Origin of the sequence: Methylobacterium sp. Leaf113 (genome assembly GCF_001423325.1) — a bacterium.
GTDB lineage: Bacteria > Pseudomonadota > Alphaproteobacteria > Rhizobiales > Beijerinckiaceae > Methylobacterium.
In genome coordinates this window covers 163,881-188,374 of the sequence record NZ_LMNJ01000001.1, presented here as the reverse complement: position 1 = coordinate 188,374, position 24,494 = coordinate 163,881, and the positions used below count along the sequence as shown (strand labels likewise).

The following is a 24,494-nucleotide window of genomic DNA, read 5'->3' as shown; positions in this document are numbered from 1 at the left end:
TCCGACATGCCTTGACGGGCTGGGCGCCCTCCCCCAGCACCACGCGATGAGCCCTGCTTCCGCGCCGCGATGGACCGTCTTCCGCAATCGCGATTTTCGCCTCTTCGGCTCCGCCCGCTTTCTCACCGGTCTCGCCTTCCAGATGCAGGCGGTCGCCGTCGGCTGGTTCGTCTACGACATCACCCACTCCGCTCTTGCTCTCGGCCTCGTGGGACTGGCGAGTTTCCTGCCCGCGATGCTGTCAGCCTTGGTGGCGGGCCATGTCGCCGACACCTACGATCGACGCATCGTAGCCGCCGCCGCCTACGCGGCCCTGGCTTTGGCCAACCTCGGCCTTCTCCTAGCGGCGCATCTCGGCACCACGACCCTTTGGCCGATCTACGGCCTCGTCGTCGTCATCGGCACCGGTCGTGCCTTCGCCAATCCGGCGTTGCAGGCCCTGCTGCCGACGCTGGTGCCACGCCCCCTGTTCGGTTCGGCCATCGCCTGGAACGCCTCTCTCTGGCAAAGCGCTTCGATCCTCGGGCCGGCGACGGGCGGCTTTCTCTATGCCCTCGGGCCGGCGGTCGTGTTTGGCGCAGCATCCGCCGGTTTCGCCCTGGCCAGCGGTCTTATCCTGGCGATCCGGTTCCGCCCTACCCCGGTTGCAGAGCGCCCACCGGTAACCTGGGCGACGCTGTCGGCTGGTCTGACCTACATCCGCACGCACCCCGTGGTCCTTGGCGCCATCTCTCTCGACCTCGTGGCGGTCTTGCTCGGGGGGGCCACCGCCCTCCTCCCGATCTTCGCGGCCGAGGTGCTGCATGTCGGCCCTCTCGGCCTCGGCGTCTTACGCAGCATGCCGGCGGCCGGTGCGGTGCTCACCGCGGTCGCCCTCGCCTACTGGCCCTTGCAGCGGCGTGCCGGCCTGCGAATGCTTCAGGCGGTGGGGATCTTCGGCCTGGCGACGGTGGGTTTCGGTCTCTCGACTTCTCTGCCGCTGTCGATGGCCTGCCTGTTCGTTACCGGCGCAGCCGACATGATCAGCGTCTTCGTGCGCCAGACCTTCGTTCAGGGTGAGACACCGGATGCGATGCGCGGCCGGGTCTCGGCAGTCAATTCCGTCTTCATCGGCGCCTCCAACGAACTTGGCGAATTTGAATCCGGCACCCTGGCGGCTCTGATCGGCGCCGTTCCCGCGGTCGTGGCCGGTGGACTGGCGACCCTGCTGGTCGCCGCTCTGTGGGGCCGAGTGTTCCCGGCGCTGCGGGCACGGGATCGGCTCCTGTCGGCGGAATGAGGAACGGGACGACCCCTTGCTCGGCATTGCTTCGAGCGAGTGAGGGATACATCGGCTCGGGACAAATCCTTCATCCATGATGCCAAGCCGTATCCGGCACCAATCCGTCCCTCAAAGCCGAGCTTTTATACATGACAGCCGAATGCACGCAGAGGTAGAGATACGAACCGGAGGATGCGATGGCCGACATCAAGGTGGTTGCCGGGAATTGCGGCAAAGGCAGGGGCACGTACCAGGCAGACGTTCTGACCAGCCCGGACGGCGTCGAGCGCTCGGTCGAAAGCATCTTCACCGATGAGGCCCACGGGGACGTCGCAGGCGCACGGAATTGAGGTGGACAGGTTCTCGACGGCCTGAAAGGAAGCCTCGCCCTTGCGTCGAACATCGACTTGAGCGGAACGGCGCTACTCGCCGCCACTGCATTGACCTCAGTGTCGGCCGAAGAGTCTCAGCCTCAGACCTTGCTGGAAATAACATTTCAGGATGGAGGCTTGCTAATCGCCTTGGCCGATCCACGACTTCCGGCTTTGATCAGTAACGATCGAAAGGTCCTGCGACGGGGCTTTGCCCGGGCCGCGCAGCGTGTAGCCCAACCGGTCGATGTCCCGACGAATGCCGAATTAACCCTGGTGGCGACGGCAAGCGATGCTGCGCAAGCCGCCGCAGGCGCCGTTCAGGCAGCGGCCGGAGCTGCCGGTGCCTCGCTGAGTTCCGCCTTCGGTTTCGTCCGTCGGACCGGAGGCTTCGAGCGCGGCTGAAGAACCAGCCGCGCTCGAAGCGTTTACTTCCCCGACAGCAGCGGCGACCAAGTCGGGTCGGACGCGTAGGACGGCGTCGGTACCGGCTGCTCAACCTTGCCGGTGATATCCACCATGTAGAGCTTGCCGCCGCCCTGGCCGCCTGGATCACGGAAAAACAGCACGTATTGACCATTCGGCGCGAAGGTCGGACCCTCGTTGTGGAAGCCTTCGGTCAGCACGCGCTCGCCCGTCCCGTCGGGCTTCATCACGCAGATAGCGAAGCCTCCTTTGCGCTGGCGCGTGAAAGCGATGAGGTCGCCGCGTGGCGACCAGGCCGGCTGCGAGGCCGATCCTTCGCCGAAGGAAATGCGGGTCGGGTTCGAGCCCGAGGCGCTCATGACGTAGATCTGCTGCGAACCTCCGCGATCCGACTCGAACACGATCTGGCTGCCATCGGGTGAGAAGGTCGGCGAGGTATCGATGGCGTTGCCGTTGGTGATCGGCGTCTGCGCCTTCGTGGCGAGGTCCATGATGACGATGTCGGCATTGCCGCCCTCCTGAACGCTCATCACGAGGCGGCGGCCGTCGGGCGAGAACCGCGGGCTGGTGCTCATCGAACCGGATTTGCCGAGCGCCTGCCGGCTCCCGGTCTCGAGGTTGATGACCTGAATACGCGGTTGCTGGCCGGTGGTCTGTGTCATGAAGGCGATGTCTTGAGTCGCCGGCGAATAGCGCGGCGCGACGACGGCGTTGTCGCCGTTGGTGAGCGCCCGCACATTGGCGCCGTCCTGGTCCATCACCATGAGTCGCTTGCGCCGGTTCTCCTTAGAGCCGGACTCGTCCACGAAGGCGATGCGACTGTCGAACCAGGGGCCAAGACCGGTGATCTTGGTATAGACTGCATCGGAGATGAGATGCCCGGTGCGGCGCGCGTTGGCTGGATCGGTGCCGTATTGCTGACCTGTCATCTGCTGGCCGGAGGTGACGTCCCAGAGCCGAAACTCGACTTTGAGCTTGCCCGAGGCGTCGCGCGCGACACGCCCGGTGATCAGAGCCTGAACACCGGCCGCCTTCCACTTGTCGAAACCCGGGACCGCATCGAAACCCGGGGCCTCGGGGAACTTCCCCTTCTCCACGGGGGTGAAATAGCCGGAGCGACGCAGATTGTTCGTGACCACGCTGGAGACAAGGAGGCCGAGGCTCGGATCACCCGAGAAATCCGTGACCGCAATCGGCATCGGCTGGAACGATCCACCGCCGATGCGCAGGTTGAGTTGCGCCGTCGCCGGGTTGAGGCCGAATAGAACAAGGGCCAGGAGAGCTAGGAGCGACGTCAGGCCCCTGGGAAGACTGGGATGCATGTTCGATTCCGTGGTCGTGGGAATGCGAGGATCGGGGATGGGTTCGGAGCGGCGGGCATGCGTCGACCCGGGACAAGGGACCGAGGCAGGACGAACCACGTCAGCGCCCGGCGTCCGGAAAGCTCTACGCCGTCACCACCTGACGGCGCTATCACACCCGCGAGAACTCGAACTCCGCGTTGATGGCTTTCCAGTCGTTGTAATACGGCGCGTACTGGGTCGGTATCTTGTAGGGGGCACATCGGCGCACGGCGCGCTGAGCCGCCTCGGCGATCGAACGATCGACCGCATTCGCGCCCCCCCGCATGATGCGAGGTTCGGTGGTCAACGTACCATCCGGATTGAGCCGGATATCGAGCATCGGCAGCACCACCCCTTGCGTAGCGCCTGGAGGCGCCACGTAACAACGCTCGATCTGCTGCTGGAGCATTCCCACGAGAGCATCGCGCAGGGACGGTGACAGGCGCTGGGCGTTGCCGGAGGCAGCCCCGAGGGACGCGGTGCGCTGTACCTCTCGGCCTGTGGCGCCGGTGGATTGCGATGGCGCCTTCGTGGCGAGGAGCGAGCGGATATCGCCCGCGCTGAACTTATCCGCGAGTTCGGCCTGCTTCTTGGCCTTGGCTTCCCCATCCGCCTTCGCCTTGGCATCGGCCATCGCCTTGGCCTTCGCCTTGGCGGCGGCATCCGCCTTGGCTTTCGCGGCAGCCTCAGCTTTCGCCTCGGCTTCCGCCTCCGCTTTGGCTTCGGCAAGTTCCTTCTGGCGCTCGGCCTCGGCCTTGGCTTTCGCCTCCGCGGCAGCCTTGGCCTTGGCCTCGGCTTCCTTCTCGGCCTTCGCCTCCGCGTCGGCCTTCGCCTTGGCTTCAGCCTTGGCTTTCCGGGCTGCCTCCGTCCTTGCCTCGGCCTTCGCAGCCTCGGCCTTGGCTGCGGCTTCGGCCTTCGCCTCTGCCTCGGCCTCCTGCTTCTCGATCAGTTCGGCAAGTTGCTCGCGCTTGATGGCTTCAGCCTTTGCCTTCGCAGCGGCGGCCTTCGCTTCGGCCGCTTCGGCTTTGGCCTCGGCAGCGGCCACGGCCTTCGCCTCGGCGGCGGCAGCGGCTTTCGCAGCTTCAGCCTTCGCGGTCTTTTCCGCCGCTTCCGCCTTAGCTGCTTCGGCCTTGGCTGCTTCGGACTTCGCTTCCTGCGGATCGGGTTCGCTGGAACGCAGCGGCATCTCCTCGGCGCTCGCCACCTTCATGTCGGCTGGTCGTTTCGGCGGGGCAGGAGCATCGACCTTGGCGTTCTCGGGCTCGCGCTCCTCGAACTTGTCGGCAACGCGGTCGGCCCGAGGCTTGGCGTTCGGCTGCGGCGCGTCGGCATTGCGTTCGCCCTTGGTGAGTTCCGAGTATTGCTGCTCGGTCATCACTTCAACGGGGACACCCTCTTGCGCATCGGGCAGCGCCGGGGCTGCCACCGACAGCAGGGCGACCGTCAGCAGGCCGACATGCGTCGCGGCCGAGACCCAGACACCCGGTTCACTGCGCTTGAAGGGAATCCGCACCGTCCCGCGCCCGCTACTTCTGATCTGGCTCAGTGACAAGGGCGACCTTCTTGAAGCCGCCCCCGGTTACGATCGCCATCACCTGCGCCACCCGGCCGTAATCCACCCGCTTGTCGCCGCGGACGAAGACCCGCTCGTCGAAGCCGGACTTCGACGTTTCGGTGAGCTTCGGCACGATGGTATCGTCGGAGAGTTCGTTCTCGCCCAGAAACACCTGACCGGACTGACGAATCGACAACGTCACTGGCTTGGTGTCGGAATTGAGTGGGCTCGCCTTTGATTGCGGGAGGTCGAGAGGCACCCCCACCGTCATCATCGGTGCCGCAACCATGAAGACGATGAGCAGCACCAGCACGACGTCGATGAACGGCGTCATGTTGATCTCGTTGATGGCAGCGTGTCGGCGTCCCCGCCGACGCCGTCCGCCCCCGCCCTGCGCTGCTCCGTGGGCCATGCCCATGTTCGTTCCTCGGCTATCGGTGTGGGATCAGGCGACGAGCGAGAGGCGCTCGTCGATCTGCCGCGAGAGGATGGCGGAGAACTCGTCGGCGAAACCCTCGAGGCGCGACTGGTTCTTGGCTACCGTCGCCTGCAATTTGTTGTAGGCGAGCACGGCCGGAATGGCAGCAAAGAGACCGATTGCCGTTGCGAACAGCGCCTCGGCAATGCCAGGCGCCACGACTGCCAGAGAGGTGTTCTTCGAGGCCGCGATCGACGTGAAGGCCGTCATGATGCCCCAGACCGTCCCGAACAAACCGATATAGGGGCCTGCCGAACCGATCGAGGCGAGAAAGAGCAAGCGGGACTCAAGGCGCTCGACTTCGCGCTGGATCGTTACATCGAGCACCTTGTCGATCCGCTGAGACAAGCTCTGGATCTGACGTCCGGAACCCTCGAAAGAGCGTTTCCACTCCCGCATGGCGGCCACGAACAAAGCGCCTTGCCCGACGGCCGGACGATCGTTGAACGAGCGGTAGAGTTCCTCGAGCGACCGCCCGGACCAGAATGCCTCCTCGAAGGCGTCCATCTCAGCCTTGGTCCGACGAAACAGCAGCGTCTTGTCGACGATGATCGACCAGCACCAGATCGATGCGCCGATCAGCCCGAGCATCACGACCTTCACGACGAAATGCGCCTGAAGGAACAGGCCGAGCAACGTCATGTCTGGGGCCGGCATCGCCTGCATGGCATCGGCTGGGTTCATGACATGATCCTCGAAAAACCCCGCGCGCAGGCGTCACGGATTCGGCGGTCCGACTCACGCGCCTCAATCAGAACCTTGTGCGATTTCAAGGCTCAATGGCTCGCGAATCTGTCGAAAGTATGGGGCGCCTTGTGCATCGCACACGCCCGCTCTCAGATCAGTTAAGCATGCGTCAGGGTTAACATTCCCTTGCCGTCCCCAGAGGTGAAGGTCGCCCTCATTCCGGCGAGGTCCGGGAGATCAGTCCATCGTTCAGCGGCTTGACTGCAGGTGATCACCGCTTTGGTCCGGGGCGAGTCTCAGGCGCAAACTGTCGGGCAGGCGGACTGCCCGACCGTCGCGAACGCAAGCGACGACGACCTCCGCCTTCACCAGTCCCTCGTCCCCGCGCCGAACCTCTTGGGCGAGGTGCATTGACGCGCCCTTCATCGCGGTCGTCCAGGTCCCGACCATCAAGATGTCGTCCATCCGCGCGGGCTTGGCATAATCAATCACCATCCGTCGAACCACGAAATGCAGACCTTCCGCATCTCGATGCAGATCGGACTGATCACCGGCGAGACTACGCAGGAGTTCGGTGCGCCCCCGCTCCATGAAACGGAGGTAGCTCGCATGGTAGACGAAGCCGGAAAAGTCCGTGTCTTCATAGTAGACGCGCACTTGCAGGGTGTGTTCGCCAGGATTCCCGAGGGTCAACGGTGAGGCTCCCGAATTCGTGATGGGGTACGGCGTAGATTGCGTCCTCGCCGTGTTTTGCGGCAGCAGTCGAAGGGATCGTCAACGCCGCTTTGGGGGAGGCGGACCGTTTGGATCGCTTAGTGGCTGGCGGCTCTAGCAGATTCGCGATCTCGAGCAACGAAGTTCCACTTCAATGTTCGGCCGATTAAAACCAGCGCGTGCAAACCATCCCAAGCACCGCCGCGCTCACGTCGGGAGGTCTCATAGGAAAAATTAACCCGTTTCCTCACTGGTCGCAAGAGATGCGCCTGTGCGCAGAGCTCTTGGCTCTTTGACGAAGCTGACTTGAGCGTTGCTGCATCAGTGAGCAAGCCATGATGATGGTGCTCAGGATGGTATCATGCTTTTGGCTAAGGCTCGGATACGATTTTCTTACCTGATCAATGTGATAAAAAACCTTCTCTCCAAATCCTTTGTCTTACCGACACTGGCAGATGCCTTGCTCGGACTCGCCATTGCGGCGAGCGCAGTCTTGTTCGTTATGGACCTTCACGACCGTGCTGTCTCCGACACGGAGCAGAACCTCATCAGCTTGACGACCGTCCTGGCAGATCAGGCCGACCGCGCCCTCCAGGCGATCGAATTGGTGCAGGAGGCAGTCATCGACGAGGTCCGAGCGGCCGAAATCACGACGCCAGCGGCATTCGACGTCCATCTCACGACGCGCGCCATGCACGAATCCCTCCGGGCTCGAACGGCGGCCCTGCCCCAGGTCAATGCTGTGACAGTGGTCGACCATACCGGGAAGCTGCGCAACTTCACGCGGTTCTGGCCGATCCCCGACGTCAATATCGCCGACCGGGACTACTTCAAGGCGCTGGCATCAAATCCTGCGCTTCAGCGCTTCATCAGTGAACCGGTCCAGAATCGCGGCAACGGAACCTGGACGCTCTATATCGCCCGCAAGATCTCCGCCCCGGATGGCAACTTCCTAGGTCTCGTACTCGGGGCCGTAGAGTTGCAGTACTTCACCGGCCTTTACAGCCAGATCGCGCCACAACCCGACTATGTCATCTCCATGTTCCGGACAGACGGGGTTCTTCTGGTCCGCCATCCGCATTGGGAGGGTGCGATCGGGCGCGGCTATTCGACGACCGGTGCCGCCCTGATCGCCGCGCAGAATCGGGCCGGCGGTGTCACTCGAACCGTCAGCCCTATCGATGCACAGGACCGTTTCGTCGCGACCAGAACTCTGTCGAATTACCCTGCGATCCTGAGCGTCAGCCGGACCACAGCGGCGGCGCTCGCACCCTGGCACCGTCACGCTATGGTGCTCGGCCTGTCGGCAGGCCTGCTCGATCTCGGCCTCATCGGCCTTCTGGTGCTTGGTTTCCGTCAGGCCCGCGGACAGGAGATGCTGCTGCGCGCTGAGGAGCAAGCCCGGAGCGAACGCGACCTCCGTCATCAGTATGCTCGCTTCGGGATCGCACTGGACAACATGGCGCAGGGCGTTTGCCTGTTCGACTCGGACGACAGGCTCGTCGTCATGAATGCGCGCTACATCGAACTTTACGCTGTGCCGTCGGACCTGCGACAGCCCGGAACGACACTCGCCTCGATCCGGGCCTATCTTGTCGCGTGCAACGGCGATCGAGGCCCGCCCTGGCCGAACCGGGAGAGTGCTTGGGAAATGCCGGCAGCCTTCACATGGGATCTCGCGGATGGGCGAGCCATCGCCATCAAGCACGTTTCCAACCGTGATGGCTGGCAATGCACGCATGAAGATATCACCGATCGGCGCCAGAGTGAGGCGCAGATCCTTCGGATGGCACGTCACGATACGCTCACCGGCCTTCCGAACCGTGCCTTCCTGCGCGAACATTTGGAGACCGTCCTCGATCAACGGATCTCCGGATCGCTCACGGCTGCCCTGTATCTCGACCTCGACGGCTTCAAGATGGTGAACGACACGCTGGGCCACCCGGACGGCGATGCCCTCTTACGCCAAGCTGCACAGCGCCTGCAGGACTGCCTGCGGGCGACGGACTTCGTCGCCCGTCTGGGCGGCGACGAGTTCGCTATCGTCCAATCCGGGATCGCCGATCCCGCGGATGCGGCTGATCTCGCAGCGCGCATCGGCGCCATGCTCCAGATCCCGTTCACGCTTCAGGACCAGGAGATCGTGGTCGGCACAAGTATCGGCATTGCGGTCGTGGATGCGGAGGCCGACACCGACAGCGATACCATTCTGCGCCGTGCCGACGTGGCACTGTATCAAGCCAAAGCAGCGGGTCGCGGAACCTGGCGTTTCTTTGCAGACGATATGGATACGGCGATCCAGCGACGTCATCGTCTCGGAGCTGAGCTACGCCGCGCGTTGGCTGCTGGCCAGTTCGAGTTGCATTATCAACCCCTCGTCGCGGCGCGGGCTCGCACCCTCAACGGCTTCGAGGCCCTGCTGCGCTGGCGCCATCCGGAGCACGGTCTGATCAGCCCCGCGACGTTCATTCCGCTGGCGGAGGAGACCGGATTGATCCGGCCCATCGGGGCCTGGGTGCTGGCTCAGGCTTGCCACGATGCGGTCGATTGGCCGGATGCTCTTAAAGTCGCGGTCAATCTCTCGTCCGTGCAGTTCGTCCGGGGCGACCTCGTCAATGACGTAGCCCAAGCGCTGATGCGTTCCGGGCTTCCCGCAAGCCGCCTGGAGCTCGAGATTACGGAATCCGTGCTGCTCCAGGACAATGCCGAGACCCTGAGGACCCTGCATCGACTCCAAGCCCTCGGTCTGCGGATCGCCATGGACGATTTCGGCACCGGCTATTCCAGCGTCAGCTACCTGCGGCGCTTTCCCTTCGACAAGCTCAAAATCGATCAGAGCTTTGTCCGGACTCTGGGGCGGGACGCAGGCAGCGTCGCCATCGTCCGGGCGATGGTGGGTCTAGGTAAGGCCTGCAACATGGGTGTTGTGGCCGAAGGTGTCGAAACGCTGGAGCAGGCCGCCATTTTAGAAGCCGAGGGCTGCGATGAAGTGCAGGGCTTCCTGTTCAGCCGTCCCCTTCCGCTCGCAGACCTGACGAGCTTTCTCGCGAACCCGGCATCCGCAATATCGAGCTTTCACGAAGCCCGGGTCGACGCGAAGCCGCAACGCGACGCGGCCTGATGGGTCGGTTCAGGCGTCCGGATCGTCCGCATTGAACAGGCCGAACTGCCCGCCCGATTCGCGTCGGGGCCCGGGAAATCCCATATGCCGAAAAGCGTGGGGCGTGAGCATCCGCCCGCGCGGCGTCCGCTGAACGAAGCCCTTTTGGATCAGGAACGGCTCGATGATGTCCTCGATGGCATCGCGCGGTTCGGACAGCGCGGCAGCGATGGTCTCGATCCCCACGGGTCCACCGTTGAAAGATTTTGCGATCATCGTCAGGTACTTGCGGTCCATGACGTCGAGACCCGCCGGATCGACGTCGAGGAGTTGAAGCGCCCGGTCGGCGATAGCACGCGTCACCGTCGGGGCATCGGCCACGATGGCGAAGTCGCGCACTCGGCGCAGGAGCCGCCCAGCGATACGGGGCGTGCCTCGCGCACGCTTGGCGATCTCGTTGGCCCCCTCGGCCGACATGCCGAGGCCCAGCACCCGGGCGCCGCGGCTCACGATCAGTTCGAGTTCATCGACGTCGTAGAATTCCAGGCGGATTGGAATGCCGAAGCGGTCGCGCAAGGGCGTGGTCAGAAGGCCAGCACGGGTCGTTGCGCCGACCAGAGTGAACTTAGGCAGCTCGATTTTCACGGAGCGCGCAGCCGGTCCTTCGCCGATGATGAGGTCGAGCTGATAATCCTCCATCGCTGGATAGAGGATTTCTTCCACCGCCGGATTAAGACGGTGAATCTCATCGATGAAGAGTACGTCGCGCTCTTCGAGGTTGGTGAGCTGCGCCGCCAGATCACCCGCCTTGGCGATGACGGGACCGGAGGTCGATCGGAAGTTCACCCCGAGCTCACGCGCTACGATCTGCGCCAGCGTCGTCTTGCCCAGGCCGGGCGGGCCAACGAACAGGACGTGATCGAGCGCGGAACCAGTCTTCTTCGCCGACTCAATGAAGATGCTCATGTTGGCACGCGCCGCCCGCTGTCCGATGAACTCGGATAGGCTCAACGGGCGGATCGATTGCTCCAGGTCATCCTCGCGCCGCTCGGGCGTGAGCAGCGACTCGGGCAGCGGGTGCAGGGTCGGCGATTTTGGTGCCGACGCCTTCGAGGCGGGTCTCGGAGGTTTGCTCACACGGACTCTCGGTAGTGGGCAGTGGCGCCCGCGTCCATCATCTGTTCTCGTGGCCGATGTCGCATAAAGGCGCCGCGCGCGCTACATTGCGTCGTGGAACAGGACCTCCGCAACGCCTCGGAAAGGGCTCGGCCACCCGGAGCGGAGCGCGGCGCCGTGAGCAGTGCGTTGCACGCGTACGAAGGGGCGGCCCTCAATGAGTTCGAGGACCTTCCCGGCGACAAGCTCGGCAACGAGCGCAGGGAGTCGATCGGTGGGTATGAATGGCGCGTCGCGCCGAGAGCGACATCGGCGGATAGCCTCAGCGGCCTGTTCGAGGTTCTCTGACCTGGGATGGAGGCTCGGGACCATATCGACGCGTTGCAGGGTTAGCCGCGATTGCCGTCCCTCAAGCACTAAGCACCGGCAACAGGGGACCAACCGTATGTCGAGATCGACGTCCGGTTAGAGGCGAGTTGGAGCCGCTTTCCTGTGCCTGAAGGCCCCGAAACCATTCTGGACCTCCCAGGGGCTCGGGTTACGCTTCGGCTGCGTGGGATCTGCCACGGCGTCTTCACCGGGTGAGCGCCGCGCTTGAAGCCCGGCGCCCGAGGCGTTCCGACGCTACTCGGCTTCCGGAGCGATCGGCTCCAGGCCGCCGATATGCTTCTGCGCGTAGAGCGGCAGGCCGATCTGCGAGATCAGCTCCAGCTGCGTCTCGAGGAAGTCGATATGGCCTTCCTCGTCCTCGGCCAAATCCTCGAACAGGCGCTTCGAGACGCGATCGTTGATCGAATCACAATATTTGGCGGCTTCAAGGTACAGGGCGCGTGCCTCATTTTCGGCAGCGAGGTCGCACTCGATGATCTCCTGGACGTTCTGGCCGATCCGCAGGGGATCAAGTTCCTGGAGGTTCGGGAAGCCGTCGAGGAACAGAATGCGATCGACGAACCGATCCGCATGGTTCATTTCTTCGATAGATTCCTTGCGCCAGAACTTGGCGAGATCGATGTAGCCCCAATCATTGAGCATGCGGAAATGGAGCCAATACTGGCTAACCGCCGTTAGCTCGCTGCGCAGTCCTCGATTGAGGTACTCGACGACCTTCGCATCACCCTTCATCCGCCCAATCTCCCTCGAAGCACGTTAAGCTGGAGGGGAGCTTCAGCACCCGGAATGGGCGCTCAGGCGGCAATCCCCTCCTCAGCAGTTTGGACCTTGACCAAACTACAGGAGCTCGCGCAAGTCGCCGTACACGCATGCGCCGCCTCATCGAGAGCATTTTGTAGAATGCCGCGGATGGTCCGGGCGCAGCGCCCGCATTTCGGGCTGCACCCGAGGCAGGCCTGAACCTGGGCCGGCGTACGCGGACAATCCGGGCCACGATGCAGGCAGGCGCGCACAGCTCGATCGGACAGGACGTTGCAGGAACAGACGATCATTGGGACCGTAACTCGTGCGTGGCTCGTGCCGCTGGGTGAGGCCATCGGGTAGGATGACCCCGATTGCTCCGTCGAAGGATGAGCGACAGTGATGCTTGAGCGCGAAAACCGAACCCATGCATCGAATTGGTCGCCAGATTAGAATTATTGAAAACTGCTTTGTTATCAGAAGGTTAGGTCTTCGCACCCGATCTGGCAACGGATGATGGCGAAGTCAAGGACGCAATCGTCTCGCGCGAGACGATGTCCACCTCAGCGAGCGAGTTCGCGCAGGCCCAGCCGGATCAGCGTCTTCGCCTCTGCGCTCTCTCCAGCCTGCTTCAACGCCTCGGCAATGGCAGAGGACGCCTGAACAGGAGCGTAGCCGAGATTGACCAGGGCCGAGATGGCATCCGTGACGGGTTGTGGCGCGGTGCGATTCTCGACCGCACCCGACAGCGCGATCACCGCAGGATCGATCGCTGCGAAGGCGGGGGCCTTGTCCTTGAGTTCCGCCACGAGGCGGGCGGCCAGACGCGGACCGACACCGGGTGCACGCGCGACCGCCCCCTTGTCCCCCATGGCGATAGCCGAGGCCAGGGCCGACGGCTCGAGCACCGAGAGCAACCCGAGAGCGACCTTGCTCCCCACTCCCTGTACGGTCTGGAGTAGGCGGAACCACTCGCGCTCGGCATCCGAGCGGAAGCCGTAAAGCCGGATCATGTCCTCGCGGACGTGAGTCTCGATCGCCAGATCTGCCGCCTCGCCGATTCCAGGCAGGCGCTGGAGCGTCCGGGCGGAGCAGTGAACCACGTACCCCACCCCTTGGACGTCGAGGATCACAAAGTCCTCGCCGTAGGAATCAATCACCCCCTTCAGCTTGCCAATCATCGCCTCAACCATTCTCCTGCCGCCGGAATGCCTACAAGGCGGCACACCGGAGCGCCATGTGCCGCGTCGCGCCAACGACAAGCGACTGTTCCCTCCCCGGCCTCGTATGTCTTGAGGCCGGGCGAGGTTCGTGAAATCAAAGGCGCCTGACCCCAGACACACGGATGACCGACCCGATGCGCCAAACCGCGCTGTTTCTCGCCTTCGGATTCCTGCTCACCGCCGGCGCGGTCGCGGCCGTCGAGACACCGGCGACTGCCACTGTGCCTTCGGCAGCGCCCTCCAGCGATCCAACTCAGGTGCGTCGGGGCTCCTATGTCCTCGATCCCGCACACGGCAAGATCACCTGGTCGGTGAGCCACCTCGGATTCTCGACCTATTACGGGTCGATCACGGATGTGAGCGCTCGGGCGGTGCTCGACCCGAAGGAACCCGGAAAATCCAGTCTCACGGTCACCATCGGTACGGACAGCATCAATGGCCTCAACGACCACCTCAATCAGAACCTGAAGTCCCCCGACTTCTTCGATACCGCGAAGTTTCCGAGGGCGACCTTTACGGCCACCAGCATCGAACCGACCAGCCCGACCACGGCGCGGATCAACGGCGACCTGACCCTGAAGGGCGTGACCAAGCCGTTCGGGTTCGACGCGACCTTCAATCAGGCCGGGACCAATCCGGTGAGTAAGGCCTATACCGTCGGCTTCGACGGACGGGCTGTCATCAAGCGCTCCGATTTCGGCATCAGCGCTTACCTGCCGATGATCGGCGACGAAGTTTCCCTGCGTCTCGAGGGTGAATTCAAGGCTTTAGAGTGACCCCACGCCCCGGCGCCCGCAGCCAGCGATAGATCTCGGCGAGCAGAGCCGTCACCAGCACCAGCATCGCCATTTCGATCAAGGCGGAAGCAAGAATCCGAATCGCCAAAACGAACGGGGAGAGATCTGCGCCAGCCCGCTCGGACCCGTGAAGCATGCGGTCGATGAAGCCCAGGGGCAGAATGGCTGCGACGAGGATCAGGCCGATCCGTCCCGCCGACCCACGGGTCATCGCGATCACCGCGCGCAGGTTCGCATCGGGAGCGCCAGCTGCCAGCGCAGGCGCAAGCATGCTGCTCCAGATCTGCAGGATCAGGATGGCGATCCACGCCGAGAGGCCGGGATCACCCGGGCTGATCCGAAAGTGTCGGTCGATAGCACCCGATCCAATACACCACTGACCAGAAGCCAGAACAGTTCGAGAGCCAGGAAGTCCTGGAAGGGGCCGGCTCGCCCAGTGACGATCGCCTGCACGGAGCCATCGACTCCGATGATCGTCCGGAACATCGCCATCCAGTAGGGGGCGAGTAGAATCGTACAGATCCCATCGACCAGGAAGATGTCTTCGTGGAAGCGGACGGGTGCGGCCGCATCAGCCATCAGCGTGTGCGCCGCTTCCTTGGCAAGAACGACGAGGAACGCGAAGGTTGTGGCGGGGCCGAGACTGCGCATGGACGGAGGCGCGACGATCAACGCATTCCGAAACGTGTCCGCCATCGGCAGCGTCGGACGCGTCATTCCAGGATCAGCCATTTCGCTCGATCTCCACCCAATCCGCTGGGATGCTCAGAAGGTGCGAACCGCCTAGCCGGGATGGGTGCATGGCCTCGACGTCTAAGTCGGGGCCATGCACCGCCTCAGTTGCGCGCCAGGGCGGCCGCGATCCGGGCCGCCGCGAGGCTGCTCGCCCCGGCGACGGGAGCGTGCTGGCGCTTCAGCGCATGCCCTCCCCGATGGCTGTTGTGGGTGATGGCGATGGCAAGTGCATCCGCTGCGTCGGCGACCTTGAACTGCGCCAGCGGCAGCAGGAACTTCACCATGGCCTGGATTTGCGCCTTCTCGGCATGCCCCGAGCCGGAGACCGTCTTCTTGATGAGATTGGCCGAGTATTCGAATACCGGCGTTCCGGCCAGAGCTGGCACCAGAAGGGCCATGGCGCGGGCATGGCCGAGCTTGAGCGTCGCCTGCGCGTCCTTGTTGACGAAGGTCTCCTCGACGGAGACCTCATCGGGCCGAAACGACTCCACGATGCGAGTGATGCCCTCGTAGAGTTCACGCAGGCGCAAGGCGAGCGGCAAATCTCCGTCAGAGGTGACGACACCGCAATCGACATAGGCGAGCTTCGTACCCGTGGCCGTCACGACGCCCCAACCGGTGCGCCGCAGGCCCGGGTCAATGCCAAGGATGCGGACGGGAAGCGTCATGCGAACACAATCATGGACGGGTCGGCTCCAGGCGCGGACTTCGCGCCGATCCGAGCGTTAGGGACATACCGTGAACGGAGCGTTATGCCAACGGCCACGGCGTTCGGATATGCGAACGCGTCAGCCCCACGTCAGATCAGCGTCGAAACTCTCTTGCGAGAGATTGGCGTGATCGCCGCCAGAGTTCTTGCTTCGGCCTTTAAAACGCGCGCGTGAGGCCGGCATTCTCGATGACGAGATCAAACGTGACCGCGACATTCTGAAGGCCGGCTCAAGCAACCGGTTCCAGAGCATTCAGCCCTGAAGCTTCTCCATGAGCGCGTCCGAGAGCGCGAAATTGACAAAGACGTTTTGGACGTCGTCCTGGTCCTCGATCACCTCGACGAGGCGGATCAGCTTCTCGCCGGTCTCGTCATCGACCTCGATGGTGTTCTGGGCCTTCCACACCAGGGCAGTCCGGCGCGGCTCGCCGAAGCGCGCCTCCAGCGCCTTCGAGACTTCGCCATAGGCGTCCTGAGCGCAGATGATCTCATGACCGTTCTCGTCCGAGCGCACATCGTCCGCGCCGGCCTCGATGGCGGCTTCCAGCACGGTATCGGCATCCGCAACCTTGGCGTCGAATTCGACGACGCCGACATGATCGAACATGAAGGAGACGGCGCCCGTCTCGGCGAGGCTGCCACCGGACTTGGTGAAGGCCGAGCGCACGTCCGAAGCGGTGCGGTTGCGATTGTCGGTCTGCGCCTCGACGATGAGCGCGGCACCACCTGGACCGTAGCCCTCGTAGCGGATCTCGTCATAGCTCTCGGCATCGGCACCCTGCGCCTTCTTGATCGCGCGCTCGATGTTGTCCTTGGGCACGTTCTCGACGCGCGCCGCGATGATGGCGGCACGAAGGCGGGCATTCATCGCCGGATCGGGCAGCCCGAGCTTGGCGGCCACCGTGATTTCGCGGGCGAGCTTGCCGAACAGCTTCGAGCGGACCGCGTCGACACGGCCCTTGCGGTGCATGATGTTCTTGAACTGGGAATGGCCGGCCATGACGTGACCCTAGACTGGAAGAACGAGGGCGGATCGCGAGGGCCATCTGCCGGGGCGGCACGCCCGCGATGCCGGACGAACGGATTTGGCCGGCTTATAGGCCGCCCGCCGCACCGATGACAACGCTGCGGCGCACCGTGGGCAACCCTGGCATCGGCGCGGTGGCATTCCGCTTCGCGGACGCTATCCTGTTGGAATGACGCACGATGCCATCCATCGAGAACGCTCCGAGACGCTCCTTGCGGACGCCCGAACCCAGCCTGAGATGACGCAACGCTGGCTTAAGCTGGGGATCGCGGGAATCCTCGGGGTGGTTGCCGGTGCGATCCTGTTCCCGAAGCGTGCCGAGGGCGAACCCATCGGACAGATCGGAACGCGCGGGCGCTCACGTGGAGGGCGCCCGAAAGTCTGACGTTGCGCGCACTCAGGAAGCGACGTGGGCGTGCCAGGCGCGCAGGGCACTCAAACTGACGATGCCACCCGGCCACGCGTGTCCGAAGAGGTGTCGGTGCGGCGCGCCGGGCTCGCCGAGATCCGAGACCGCGGAGAACGCGCCGTCGAGGCGGTGACTCTCGGTGTAGCGGCTGCGGGTGGCGATCACCGGCAGGCCTGCATCGAGGGCCGAGCGGATGCCGGCAGCGGAATCCTCGAAGGCGACGGCTTCCGAAGGAGTGACGTTCAGTCGCCGGAGGGCTAGGTCGAAGACGTCGGGGGCCGGTTTCTTGCGGGCCGCCTCGTCGCCGCAGGCGATCACGTCGAAGGGCACATCGCCCGCGGGGAAGTTGATCCGCAGCAGCGTGTCGACGTTGGGGCGGCTCGTCGTACTCGCCACCGCGAGTTTAATGCCCGCGGCCCGCGCCTCGGCGATCAGTCGGCCGACGCCTGGGCGCAGCGCGAGGTTGCCACCCTTCACTAGGTCTCCGTAGCGACGGGTCTTGCGGTCATGGATCTCCCCCATGCGCGAGCGCAAGGCATCAACCTCATCGGCATGCTCGGTCTCGACGTAGTGGCGCAGGCGCTCCTTGCCTCCCATTACCGTGAGAAGATCGGCATAGCGGGCCGGTGACCACGACCACGGCAGGCCCATATCCGCGAAGGCGCCGTTGAAGGCCTGCCGATGCAGATCCTCTGTTTCCGCCAACGTCCCGTCGACGTCGAAGATGAGTGCCCTCAGCATGCGAGGGGGCCGACTCCCGCAGACGCGGCACCGGCACGGATCGCGGCAATGCGCTCCGCGTAGCCCGCCGCACCGCCCTTGAACACGGCGTTGCCCGCCACGAAGGCGTTGGCGCCGGCACGCGCTGCAAGCGCCACCGTTTCGGGGCTGATGCCGCCATCGACTTCGATGTCGATATCCCGCCCGGCGGTCATCGTGCGAATTCGGCGGATGGTCTCCAGCGTCGAGGGAATGAAGCTCTGGCCACCAAATCCGGGATTCACCGTCATCACCAGGACGAGGTCGACGAGATCGAGAATCGGCTCGATCGCAGAGGCCGGCGTACCCGGATTGAGGGCGATTCCGGCCCGCTTTCCGAGATCGCGGATCGCCTGGAGCGAGCGGTGACTGTGTGGGCCGGCCTCGACATGGATCGAGATCGTGTCGGCGCCGGCTTCCGCGAAAGCCGCGAGGTAGGGGTCGGCGGGGGCGATCATCAGGTGCACGTCGAAGTGCTTGGCCGAGTGCGGTCGTAGCGCCTTGATCACAGCCGGACCGAAGGTGATATTGGGCACGAAATGTCCGTCCATCACGTCGAGGTGGATCCAGTCGGCACCCGCCTCGGACACCGCGCGCACCTCCTCGCCGAGCTTGGCGAAATCCGCCGAGAGAATTGAGGGCGAGATGATCGGGCCGTTCATGAATGGGGTCCTCTGCTGCGCATCACCGGAGCCTTATGCCATCCGGCGCTTGCGCTCGACGAGTTGCATGATGATCGGCGTCAGAATGAGCTGCATGGCAAGATCAAGCTTGCCGCCCGGGATGACGATCGAATTGGCGCGGCTCATGAACGAGCCCTGGATCATCGAGATCAGGTAGGAGAAGTCGATCCCCTTGGGGTCCTTGAAGCGGATCACCACCATCGATTCGTCGGCGGTGGGAATCCACCGCGCGATGAACGGATTCGAGGTATCCACCATGGGGACGCGCTGGAAGTTGATGTCAGTCCAGGTGAATTGCGGGCAGATGGTCTGCACGTAGTCTGGCATGCGACGCAGGATGACGTCGGTAACGGCCTCGGTGGAATACCCCCGGAACGAGCGGTCCCGGTGCAATTTCTGAATCCATTCGAGATTGATCACCGGCACGACGCCGATCTTGAGGTCCGCGTAGCGGGCCATGTCGACATTGTCGTCGACAACGCAGCCGTGCAGCCCCTCGTAAAACAGCAGGTCGGAGCCCGTGGGGAACTCCTCCCAGGCCGTGAAGGTCCCGATCTCGGTGCCGTACTGCGCCGCGTCCGCTCCGTCATGCGCATAGTGGCGCGTTCGCCCACGACCTGACTCGCTGTAGGTGCGGAACACCTCCTCAAGTTCGGGCAGCAGGTTGGCTCGCGGCGCGAAGTGGCTGAGGTTGGGCTCCTCGGCCATCATCCGTCGCATCGTGTCACGATCATAGGCGTGGAATGCGTCGCCCTCGATATAGACCGCGCTCACATCCTCGCGGCGAAAAATCTGCTCGAAAGTGTTGCGGACTGAGGTGGTCCCCGCCCCCGAGGAGCCGGTGACCGAGATGATGGGGTGACGCGCAGACATCGTTGTTCGTGCTGACCCGCGCCGGTGCGCTAGCTGCGCATCAGGCCGCGCTGCCCGAACAGGGGCGAGCGGCCGGCAGCGGCGTTGCGACCGTCGTAGTACTTCGCGACGCACGCGACCTCGTCGAGCGAACCGAAGATCAGCGGCACGCGCTCGTGAATGCCGGTGGCGCTGATATCGAGGATGCGGCGCTCGCCATCGATCGCACCGGCACCGGCCTGCTCCATCAGCATCGCAATGGGGGCGGCCTCGTAGAGGAGACGCAGGCGCCCCTGGGCGTAGCCCTTCCGGTTGTCGCCCGGATACAGGAAGACGCCACCGCGCAGGAGCACGCGCTGAGCATCGGCGACCAGCGAGCCTAGCCAGCGCATGTTGAAGTCCTTGTCCAGGGGACCGTCCGAACCGCGCAGGCAATCCTCGACATAGGCCTTCACAGGTCCGTCCCAGTGCCGGGCATTCGAGGCGTTGATCGCGTATTCCTTCGCCGAAATAACGACGTCCAGGCGCGGGTGCGTCAGGCGGAAGGTGCGTTCGGCGCGGTCGAGCGTGTAGATCTGCGTGCCGTGGCCGAGCGTGACGACCAGGGATGTCGCCGGCCCATAGGTCACGAACCCTGCTGCGATCTGCGCAGTGCCGGGGGTGGTGAAGGAGGAGATCGAATCCGCGTCTCCGGCCACAGCGGGACGGATGCCGAAGATCGACCCCACCGCCATATTCACGCCGATGTTGGATGAGCCGTCGAGCGGGTCGATCGCCACCGCGAGCGGTGCGCCGGCGGTGAGTTGCATCATGCCCTCGGCCTCTTCCGAAGCCACCACAGCGACCGGCGCACCGCGCAGAGCCTCGGTGAATCGCTCGTGGGCCAGGACATCGAGCGCTTTCTGGACGTCGCCGTCGCTGTTGTGCTCGCCGGTGGCGGCGAGATCGGCTCCGCCGAGCATGCCCCGGCCGATCACCTCGCTGACATCGACGGCGGCTTCGGCACAGGCGGCGACCACGGCCGCCGCATCGGCGAGTTGCGCATCGGCCGTTACCATTGTCGCGAGGCAATCCGCGAGAGTGGATCCGAACTCCAGAGACACCGTCGACATGAACGTCCGTCCTTCTTCATTCCTGACAGGGAGGTCCCGGCCGACAGCTTCGAAGCGGAAGACTCCGCTTTCGCTCACCGACCGTTCACCGTCGCATCCTGCCCCTTGGCACGAGAGCGGCCAGCGACACCAGGGCTTCGAAAGCTTCGGCCCCCTCACGGCCCACATCGTATCACCGAAAGAATTCTGAAAAAACTTGCGAGCGATTCCAAAAAAACTAAAACCGCCTGATGCGCAACCTTTCCCTCAAACAGCTCCAGGCCGTCGCCGCGGTCGCCCGCCTCGGCACCATGACGCGTGCCGCGCAGGAGCTCAACGTGACCTCGGCCGCCCTCTACGCGCGCATCCGCCAGTTGGAGGAGGAAGCCGGCCTGATGCTGTTCGACCGGACGCCCACAGGCTTGAAACCGACCGATGCCGGGCGCGAGATGCTGTGGGCGATCAACAGCATCAACACCGTGCTCGAAACCTGCGCCGACCGCCTGGAGACCCTGAAGGGGGGCAGCGGCGGACGTGTGGCCATGGGGGTGGTTTCCACGGCCAAGTACTTCGCTCCGGGGGTGATCGCCGGCTTCGTCGGCCTGCACCCGGCGGTGGAGATCAATCTCACGGTTGGCAACCGCGGCGCCATGGTCGAGGCTCTGCGCAACTACGAGATCGATTTTGCCATCATGGGCCGTCCGCCGCGCGATTTCGCCATTGAAGCAGAAATCTTCGGGCCACACCCGATCGTGATCATCGCAGGACCGCACCACCCCTTCGTCGGTCGCGCGGGCCTGACGCGAGCGGATCTCGCTCAGGAATCCTTTCTCGTCCGCGAGGAAGGCTCTGGCACCCGCACGGTGTTCGAGGAGTTCATGGCAGGCGTCATGATCAAGCGCGCCCGCCTGGGGATCGATTCCGGTTCGAACGAGACGATCAAGCAGGCTGTGATGGCAGGACTCGGCATCGCCCTCATCTCTGCCCATACGGTGGCAGCCGAACTGGACAGCGGGCGCCTCGCCGTCCTCAACGTGGAGGGCTTGCCGATCCGACGCGACTGGTACGCGGTACGCAGGGCCGACAAGGTTCTGGGCCCCGCTGCTGCGGCGTTCTGGGATTACGTTGCCAAGGACGGTGGCCGTTGGCTGCCCCAACTCCGGCTTTCGCAGAACCCGTCGTCGGTCACCGCGGAGTTCGAGGCATGAGCACGGCCGGTGTCGTCATCGTCGGCGCCGGTCAGGCCGGCTTCCAGGTCGCGGCCTCCCTGCGCGAGGCGGGCTTTGCCGATCCCATCACCCTGTTGGGCGACGAGGGCCTGCCCTATCAGCGCCCCCCCCTGTCGAAGGCTTATTTGGCTGGGAAGACCGATGCGGCCGGCCTCTGCCTGCGGCCGCCATCCTATTTCGTCGAACACAGGATCACCCATCGGTCGGGTGTGACCGCGACGGCAATCGACCGCCGGAAACGACGCGTGGCGCTCAGCGATGGAAGCGCGCTGGCCTACGACCATCTTGTGCTGGCCACTGGCGCCCGCAATCGATCGCTACCGGTCCCAGGGGCAAACCTGGCAGGCGTCCATCAACTGCGGACCCTCGCCGATGCAGACGCTCTCAGGGCGGCCCGTGACAGAGCAAACGCCATCGCGATCATCGGTGCGGGCTTCATCGGCCTGGAATTCGCCGGCATCTGTGCCGGCTCCGGCATTCCCGTGACCGTCATCGAGGCGGCGGACCGGCCGATGGCCCGGGCCGTCTCGCCCGAGACAGCTCGCTTCTTCACGAACGCGCACACCCGAGCCGGGATACGCTTCGCCTTCGGTGCCGGGGTTTCGGCGCTGGAGGGCAAGAATGGTCGCGTGGCCGAGGTTCAACTGGCCGATGGCTCCTCGATCGCAGCCGATCTTGTCCTGGTCGGCATCGGCGTCATTCCCAACGAGGATCTGGCCGAGGCCGCTGGTCTTGCCGTTGGCGACGGTATTCACACCGACGCGGTTCTGGCGACATCCGATCCGGGGATTTCGGCGGTGGGAGATTGTGCGTGCGTGCCAAGTCGGTTCGCGGCGGGGCAACCCGTCCGGATTGAATCGGTCCAGAACGCCGTGGATCAGGCTCGCTGTCTGGCGGCACGCCTGACCGGGCGCCCGACATCCTATGCCGCGGTACCGTGGTTCTGGAGCGATCAAGGGCCGCATAAGCTCCAGATCGCAGGTCTGACACGGCCGGACGATGTCAGCGTGCTGCGTCCGTCGGCAACGGGATTGTCGGTGTTCCGGTTCAGGGCGGGAGATCTCACCGGCGTCGAGACAGTGGACAGAGCCGCCGATCACATGGCGGCCCGGCGCATCCTCGGCCTTGGTCTCCGTTTGAGTCCCGAACAGGCGGCGGACGCGACGTGCGACCTGAAAGCTCTTGCCACCGCCCGATAGGATTTAACGGAGCAGTCTCTAGCGGTCGTTCTCGGTGTTGAGAGCATCCACCCGTGTGCCCTCGCCACGACCCTGCTCGCTGAGACGGACACCATCGGAGCCTCCGTCCTGGCTGAATAGGACCCCTTGGGTCATGAAGACGCTGCGCAGCGCTTCGATCTGACCCGATGGTGCCTCGCGCCCACCCGATTCGAAATCGCGCACGAAATCCTCACCGAGCCCGAGTTTGCCGGCAAGATCCGATTCCGACCAGTTGAGGAGCGCGCGTGCGGCGCGTGACTGAGCCGGCGTCATGGTATTCGGGCCGGAGGCCTCGGCCTGCAATCCGCTCGGGATACCCTCGTCCGATCCCACCACCGCGCAAACTCCCACATCGTGACACTCCGCCGGACAACGGCAGCATGGGGCGATCGTTCAATGAGAAATGGCGAGCATGGAAAAATTGTCGGCGTGTTGGTTTGTGGGGGATCGAGCCGAATCCAGCCTCACGTGGACTTGACCATATTTGTGCTGGAATCTTATCGGATTGGCCGCAGCGCACGTCCTGCTAGACGGTTGCGCGCGCGATGCCGCGGCGAGCCCCGGATCGGGACCGGCGCGGTTGCAACGTTCGACGCGACGCGAAGCGCGCTTGAAAGGGAGCCAGACGATGAGAGCAATCCCAATCGCCGTGGTCGCCGGCGCCATCGTGGCCGGGATCATGTCCACGGCGGCGAACGCGCAGATGGGCAACAACGTCACGGGATTCGGCCGCGACGCTCGCGAAAAGCCGGAGAAGAAGCAGTACGTTCCGGCCGCCAAACCGCAGGAAAAGATTTTTCCGCTCGACGCGACTTGGACGGCGGTCAGCCTGAACGGAAAGCCCTTCGGCGGCAACGACCGTCCGAGCTTCATGATCGACAAGCAGTATCGAGCCCGCGGCTACGGCGGATGCAACACCTTCGCGGCAACCGCGTTCCCGCTCAGGGAACAGCACCTTGCCGTCGGTCCGCTCGCACTGACCAAGAAGCCCTGCGACAAGGGTCTGGGTGCCAGCGAGCAGGATTTCTTCATTGCGCTCCGTACCGCAGGGCAATGGGATCTGGTCGGGTCGCAACTGGTGATCAAGAGCCAGAAGGGCGAGTTGCGTTTCGACCGGGCTCTCTGAAACGCGGGCTTTAAGGCTCCGTTGACGACGATCCGCGGTCGCGACCGCGGATTTACGCCGCGTTCAAGACGCCCTGCGCCTTCTTACCCCATCGCCGAGTCTCTTGGCGGATGGGGAGCATGTGATGAGCACGAGGCTGTCATGGACGACCGGCAGCAATGGCCTTCGGCCCGGCCTCCGGGAGGAAACCCGGTACGCCTGGCCCCAGAGCGTCCATGCGGGTGCCGCGATAATCGCGGGGGCGAGCCCCGCACTCGCCACGGTGATGATCGTTTGCGCGGCCCTGCTGATCCACTGATCCCCGGAGCCTCTCTGCAGCCTGCCTAGCGCGAAGAACTAAGTTCTCCGGCTTAAGCTTGGAACAGTAGAAAAATCCTACCGTGCTTCAATAAGGTCGGCATTAGAGAAGGATTGTCTTTGACCTCCGGGCTTTGCCGATTGCTTCCATGGAA

The 24,494-nt window shown here is 64.2% G+C and carries 28 protein-coding genes; 10 read left to right on the top strand and 18 right to left on the bottom strand.

Annotated features, from left to right (window positions below; genetic code table 11):
* The first annotated feature begins 46 nt into the window (after positions 1-46).
* The 3 genes from ASF60_RS00860 to ASF60_RS24190 all read left to right on the top strand — a co-directional run bounded on the left by ASF60_RS00860 (position 47) and on the right by ASF60_RS24190 (position 2,037).
* Complete coding sequence (locus ASF60_RS00860; protein WP_056178847.1) at positions 47-1,279, top strand: MFS transporter; 1,233 nt, start codon at positions 47-49, stop codon at positions 1,277-1,279.
* A 179-nt stretch (positions 1,280-1,458) separates the two neighbouring features.
* A complete protein-coding gene (locus tag ASF60_RS24195) occupies positions 1,459-1,611 on the top strand; it encodes a hypothetical protein (protein WP_156633731.1) in 153 nt (50 codons plus the stop codon).
* Positions 1,612-1,668: 57 nt separating this feature from the next.
* The gene (locus ASF60_RS24190; RefSeq protein ID WP_156633729.1) at positions 1,669-2,037 is read left to right on the top strand and encodes a hypothetical protein; all 369 of its coding nucleotides are present in this window, start codon (positions 1,669-1,671) and stop codon (positions 2,035-2,037) included.
* A 23-nt stretch (positions 2,038-2,060) separates the two neighbouring features.
* On the opposite strand, the gene tolB is transcribed toward ASF60_RS24190, so the two are convergent.
* The 5 genes from tolB to ybgC all read right to left on the bottom strand — a co-directional run bounded on the left by tolB (position 2,061) and on the right by ybgC (position 6,814).
* Positions 2,061-3,380: a Tol-Pal system beta propeller repeat protein TolB gene (tolB, locus tag ASF60_RS00855; RefSeq protein ID WP_056178844.1), complete on the bottom strand. Its 1,320-nt coding sequence runs from the start codon at positions 3,378-3,380 to the stop codon at positions 2,061-2,063.
* A 151-nt stretch (positions 3,381-3,531) separates the two neighbouring features.
* Positions 3,532-4,914: a cell envelope integrity protein TolA gene (gene tolA / locus ASF60_RS00850; RefSeq protein WP_056178840.1), complete on the bottom strand. Its 1,383-nt coding sequence runs from the start codon at positions 4,912-4,914 to the stop codon at positions 3,532-3,534.
* Positions 4,915-4,927: 13 nt separating this feature from the next.
* Positions 4,928-5,374 (bottom strand): ExbD/TolR family protein, encoded by a 447-nt coding sequence (locus ASF60_RS00845; RefSeq protein ID WP_056178837.1) that lies wholly within the window; start codon positions 5,372-5,374, stop codon positions 4,928-4,930.
* Positions 5,375-5,401: 27 nt separating this feature from the next.
* Entirely contained in the window at positions 5,402-6,118 is a 717-nt protein-coding gene (gene tolQ, locus ASF60_RS00840; protein WP_056178834.1) for a protein TolQ, read from the bottom strand.
* A 252-nt stretch (positions 6,119-6,370) separates the two neighbouring features.
* On the bottom strand, positions 6,371-6,814 hold the full coding sequence (gene ybgC / locus ASF60_RS00835) for a tol-pal system-associated acyl-CoA thioesterase (RefSeq protein WP_056178830.1): 444 nt from the start codon (positions 6,812-6,814) through the stop codon (positions 6,371-6,373).
* Positions 6,815-7,196: 382 nt separating this feature from the next.
* Between ybgC and ASF60_RS00830 the strand changes: the two genes are divergently transcribed.
* The gene (locus tag ASF60_RS00830; protein ID WP_082507667.1) at positions 7,197-9,956 is read left to right on the top strand and encodes a bifunctional diguanylate cyclase/phosphodiesterase; all 2,760 of its coding nucleotides are present in this window, start codon (positions 7,197-7,199) and stop codon (positions 9,954-9,956) included.
* Between the two features lie 9 nt (positions 9,957-9,965).
* On the opposite strand, the gene ruvB is transcribed toward ASF60_RS00830, so the two are convergent.
* A complete protein-coding gene (gene ruvB, locus ASF60_RS00825) occupies positions 9,966-11,018 on the bottom strand; it encodes a Holliday junction branch migration DNA helicase RuvB (protein ID WP_056179959.1) in 1,053 nt (350 codons plus the stop codon).
* A 210-nt stretch (positions 11,019-11,228) separates the two neighbouring features.
* On the opposite strand from ruvB, the gene ASF60_RS24185 reads away from it, so the two are divergent.
* Positions 11,229-11,399, top strand: a complete 171-nt coding sequence (locus ASF60_RS24185; RefSeq protein WP_156633726.1) for a hypothetical protein — start codon at positions 11,229-11,231, stop codon at positions 11,397-11,399.
* Between the two features lie 276 nt (positions 11,400-11,675).
* On the opposite strand, the gene bfr is transcribed toward ASF60_RS24185, so the two are convergent.
* From bfr to ruvA, 3 genes are all read right to left on the bottom strand, one after another.
* Complete coding sequence (bfr, locus tag ASF60_RS00820) at positions 11,676-12,173, bottom strand: bacterioferritin (protein ID WP_056178826.1); 498 nt, start codon at positions 12,171-12,173, stop codon at positions 11,676-11,678.
* Between the two features lie 62 nt (positions 12,174-12,235).
* Positions 12,236-12,493 (bottom strand): (2Fe-2S)-binding protein, encoded by a 258-nt coding sequence (locus ASF60_RS25385; RefSeq protein WP_082507666.1) that lies wholly within the window; start codon positions 12,491-12,493, stop codon positions 12,236-12,238.
* A gap of 252 nt (positions 12,494-12,745) precedes the next feature.
* The gene (gene ruvA, locus ASF60_RS00815; protein WP_056178824.1) at positions 12,746-13,363 is read right to left on the bottom strand and encodes a Holliday junction branch migration protein RuvA; all 618 of its coding nucleotides are present in this window, start codon (positions 13,361-13,363) and stop codon (positions 12,746-12,748) included.
* A 176-nt stretch (positions 13,364-13,539) separates the two neighbouring features.
* Between ruvA and ASF60_RS00810 the strand changes: the two genes are divergently transcribed.
* Positions 13,540-14,181 (top strand): YceI family protein, encoded by a 642-nt coding sequence (locus tag ASF60_RS00810; protein ID WP_056179956.1) that lies wholly within the window; start codon positions 13,540-13,542, stop codon positions 14,179-14,181.
* Here ASF60_RS00810 and ASF60_RS00805 read toward each other — a convergent pair.
* From ASF60_RS00805 to ASF60_RS00770, 8 genes are all read right to left on the bottom strand, one after another.
* The gene (locus tag ASF60_RS00805) at positions 14,165-14,473 is read right to left on the bottom strand and encodes a hypothetical protein (RefSeq protein ID WP_056178821.1); all 309 of its coding nucleotides are present in this window, start codon (positions 14,471-14,473) and stop codon (positions 14,165-14,167) included. The two genes, ASF60_RS00810 and ASF60_RS00805, sit on opposite strands and share 17 nt — an antisense overlap.
* A 20-nt stretch (positions 14,474-14,493) precedes the next feature.
* Positions 14,494-14,919 (bottom strand): hypothetical protein, encoded by a 426-nt coding sequence (locus ASF60_RS00800; protein WP_056178818.1) that lies wholly within the window; start codon positions 14,917-14,919, stop codon positions 14,494-14,496.
* A 119-nt stretch (positions 14,920-15,038) separates the two neighbouring features.
* Positions 15,039-15,605, bottom strand: coding sequence for a crossover junction endodeoxyribonuclease RuvC (gene ruvC, locus ASF60_RS00795; protein ID WP_056178815.1), 567 nt, complete (start codon positions 15,603-15,605; stop codon positions 15,039-15,041).
* Positions 15,606-15,899: 294 nt separating this feature from the next.
* Positions 15,900-16,646 carry a YebC/PmpR family DNA-binding transcriptional regulator gene (locus ASF60_RS00790; protein WP_056178813.1) on the bottom strand — a complete coding sequence of 249 codons (747 nt, stop codon included), beginning with the start codon at positions 16,644-16,646 and terminating at the stop codon, positions 15,900-15,902.
* A gap of 424 nt (positions 16,647-17,070) precedes the next feature.
* On the bottom strand, positions 17,071-17,823 hold the full coding sequence (locus ASF60_RS00785; RefSeq protein ID WP_056178810.1) for an HAD-IA family hydrolase: 753 nt from the start codon (positions 17,821-17,823) through the stop codon (positions 17,071-17,073).
* On the bottom strand, positions 17,817-18,503 hold the full coding sequence (rpe, locus tag ASF60_RS00780) for a ribulose-phosphate 3-epimerase (RefSeq protein WP_056178807.1): 687 nt from the start codon (positions 18,501-18,503) through the stop codon (positions 17,817-17,819). The genes ASF60_RS00785 and rpe overlap by 7 nt, the downstream gene beginning before the upstream one ends.
* A 33-nt stretch (positions 18,504-18,536) precedes the next feature.
* Positions 18,537-19,397 carry a phosphoribulokinase gene (locus tag ASF60_RS00775; protein ID WP_056178804.1) on the bottom strand — a complete coding sequence of 287 codons (861 nt, stop codon included), beginning with the start codon at positions 19,395-19,397 and terminating at the stop codon, positions 18,537-18,539.
* Positions 19,398-19,426: 29 nt separating this feature from the next.
* A complete protein-coding gene (locus ASF60_RS00770) occupies positions 19,427-20,488 on the bottom strand; it encodes a class 1 fructose-bisphosphatase (RefSeq protein WP_200940876.1) in 1,062 nt (353 codons plus the stop codon).
* Between the two features lie 230 nt (positions 20,489-20,718).
* Here ASF60_RS00770 and ASF60_RS00765 point away from each other — a divergent pair, with 230 nt between their 5' ends.
* Complete coding sequence (locus ASF60_RS00765) at positions 20,719-21,675, top strand: LysR family transcriptional regulator (protein WP_056178801.1); 957 nt, start codon at positions 20,719-20,721, stop codon at positions 21,673-21,675.
* A complete protein-coding gene (locus tag ASF60_RS00760) occupies positions 21,672-22,895 on the top strand; it encodes an NAD(P)/FAD-dependent oxidoreductase (protein ID WP_056178798.1) in 1,224 nt (407 codons plus the stop codon). The genes ASF60_RS00765 and ASF60_RS00760 overlap by 4 nt, the downstream gene beginning before the upstream one ends.
* Positions 22,896-22,913: 18 nt before the next feature.
* Here ASF60_RS00760 and ASF60_RS00755 read toward each other — a convergent pair whose 3' ends face one another.
* The gene (locus ASF60_RS00755) at positions 22,914-23,252 is read right to left on the bottom strand and encodes a helix-turn-helix domain-containing protein (RefSeq protein ID WP_056178794.1); all 339 of its coding nucleotides are present in this window, start codon (positions 23,250-23,252) and stop codon (positions 22,914-22,916) included.
* Between the two features lie 292 nt (positions 23,253-23,544).
* On the opposite strand from ASF60_RS00755, the gene ASF60_RS00750 reads away from it, so the two are divergent.
* Together ASF60_RS00750 and ASF60_RS24180 are read left to right on the top strand one after the other, a co-directional pair.
* Positions 23,545-24,042, top strand: a complete 498-nt coding sequence (locus ASF60_RS00750) for an META domain-containing protein (RefSeq protein WP_056178791.1) — start codon at positions 23,545-23,547, stop codon at positions 24,040-24,042.
* A 124-nt stretch (positions 24,043-24,166) separates the two neighbouring features.
* Entirely contained in the window at positions 24,167-24,340 is a 174-nt protein-coding gene (locus tag ASF60_RS24180; RefSeq protein WP_156633724.1) for a hypothetical protein, read from the top strand.
* The last annotated feature ends 154 nt before the right edge of the window (positions 24,341-24,494 follow it).

Excerpts from the sequence above, each read along its gene's own strand:
- ASF60_RS00860 (WP_056178847.1), top strand. The coding sequence starts at position 47 with ATGAGCCCTGCTTCCGCGCCGCGATGGACCGTCTTCCGCAATCGCGAT.
- ASF60_RS24195 (WP_156633731.1), top strand. The coding sequence starts at position 1,459 with ATGGCCGACATCAAGGTGGTTGCCGGGAATTGCGGCAAAGGCAGGGGC.
- tolB (WP_056178844.1), bottom strand. The coding sequence starts at position 3,380 with ATGCATCCCAGTCTTCCCAGGGGCCTGACGTCGCTCCTAGCTCTCCTG.
- ASF60_RS00845 (WP_056178837.1), bottom strand. The coding sequence starts at position 5,374 with ATGGGCATGGCCCACGGAGCAGCGCAGGGCGGGGGCGGACGGCGTCGG.
- tolQ (WP_056178834.1), bottom strand. The coding sequence starts at position 6,118 with ATGAACCCAGCCGATGCCATGCAGGCGATGCCGGCCCCAGACATGACG.
- ASF60_RS00830 (WP_082507667.1), top strand. The coding sequence starts at position 7,197 with ATGCTTTTGGCTAAGGCTCGGATACGATTTTCTTACCTGATCAATGTG.
- bfr (WP_056178826.1), bottom strand. The coding sequence starts at position 12,173 with ATGAAGGGTGATGCGAAGGTCGTCGAGTACCTCAATCGAGGACTGCGC.
- ASF60_RS25385 (WP_082507666.1), bottom strand. The coding sequence starts at position 12,493 with ATGATCGTCTGTTCCTGCAACGTCCTGTCCGATCGAGCTGTGCGCGCC.
- ruvA (WP_056178824.1), bottom strand. The coding sequence starts at position 13,363 with ATGATTGGCAAGCTGAAGGGGGTGATTGATTCCTACGGCGAGGACTTT.
- ASF60_RS00810 (WP_056179956.1), top strand. The coding sequence starts at position 13,540 with ATGCGCCAAACCGCGCTGTTTCTCGCCTTCGGATTCCTGCTCACCGCC.
- ASF60_RS00805 (WP_056178821.1), bottom strand. The coding sequence starts at position 14,473 with ATGCTTGCGCCTGCGCTGGCAGCTGGCGCTCCCGATGCGAACCTGCGC.
- ASF60_RS00800 (WP_056178818.1), bottom strand. The coding sequence starts at position 14,919 with ATGACGCGTCCGACGCTGCCGATGGCGGACACGTTTCGGAATGCGTTG.
- ruvC (WP_056178815.1), bottom strand. The coding sequence starts at position 15,605 with ATGACGCTTCCCGTCCGCATCCTTGGCATTGACCCGGGCCTGCGGCGC.
- ASF60_RS00790 (WP_056178813.1), bottom strand. The coding sequence starts at position 16,646 with ATGGCCGGCCATTCCCAGTTCAAGAACATCATGCACCGCAAGGGCCGT.
- ASF60_RS00785 (WP_056178810.1), bottom strand. The coding sequence starts at position 17,823 with ATGCTGAGGGCACTCATCTTCGACGTCGACGGGACGTTGGCGGAAACA.
- rpe (WP_056178807.1), bottom strand. The coding sequence starts at position 18,503 with ATGAACGGCCCGATCATCTCGCCCTCAATTCTCTCGGCGGATTTCGCC.
- ASF60_RS00775 (WP_056178804.1), bottom strand. The coding sequence starts at position 19,397 with ATGTCTGCGCGTCACCCCATCATCTCGGTCACCGGCTCCTCGGGGGCG.
- ASF60_RS00770 (WP_200940876.1), bottom strand. The coding sequence starts at position 20,488 with ATGTCGACGGTGTCTCTGGAGTTCGGATCCACTCTCGCGGATTGCCTC.
- ASF60_RS00765 (WP_056178801.1), top strand. The coding sequence starts at position 20,719 with ATGCGCAACCTTTCCCTCAAACAGCTCCAGGCCGTCGCCGCGGTCGCC.
- ASF60_RS00760 (WP_056178798.1), top strand. The coding sequence starts at position 21,672 with ATGAGCACGGCCGGTGTCGTCATCGTCGGCGCCGGTCAGGCCGGCTTC.
- ASF60_RS00750 (WP_056178791.1), top strand. The coding sequence starts at position 23,545 with ATGAGAGCAATCCCAATCGCCGTGGTCGCCGGCGCCATCGTGGCCGGG.
- ASF60_RS24180 (WP_156633724.1), top strand. The coding sequence starts at position 24,167 with ATGAGCACGAGGCTGTCATGGACGACCGGCAGCAATGGCCTTCGGCCC.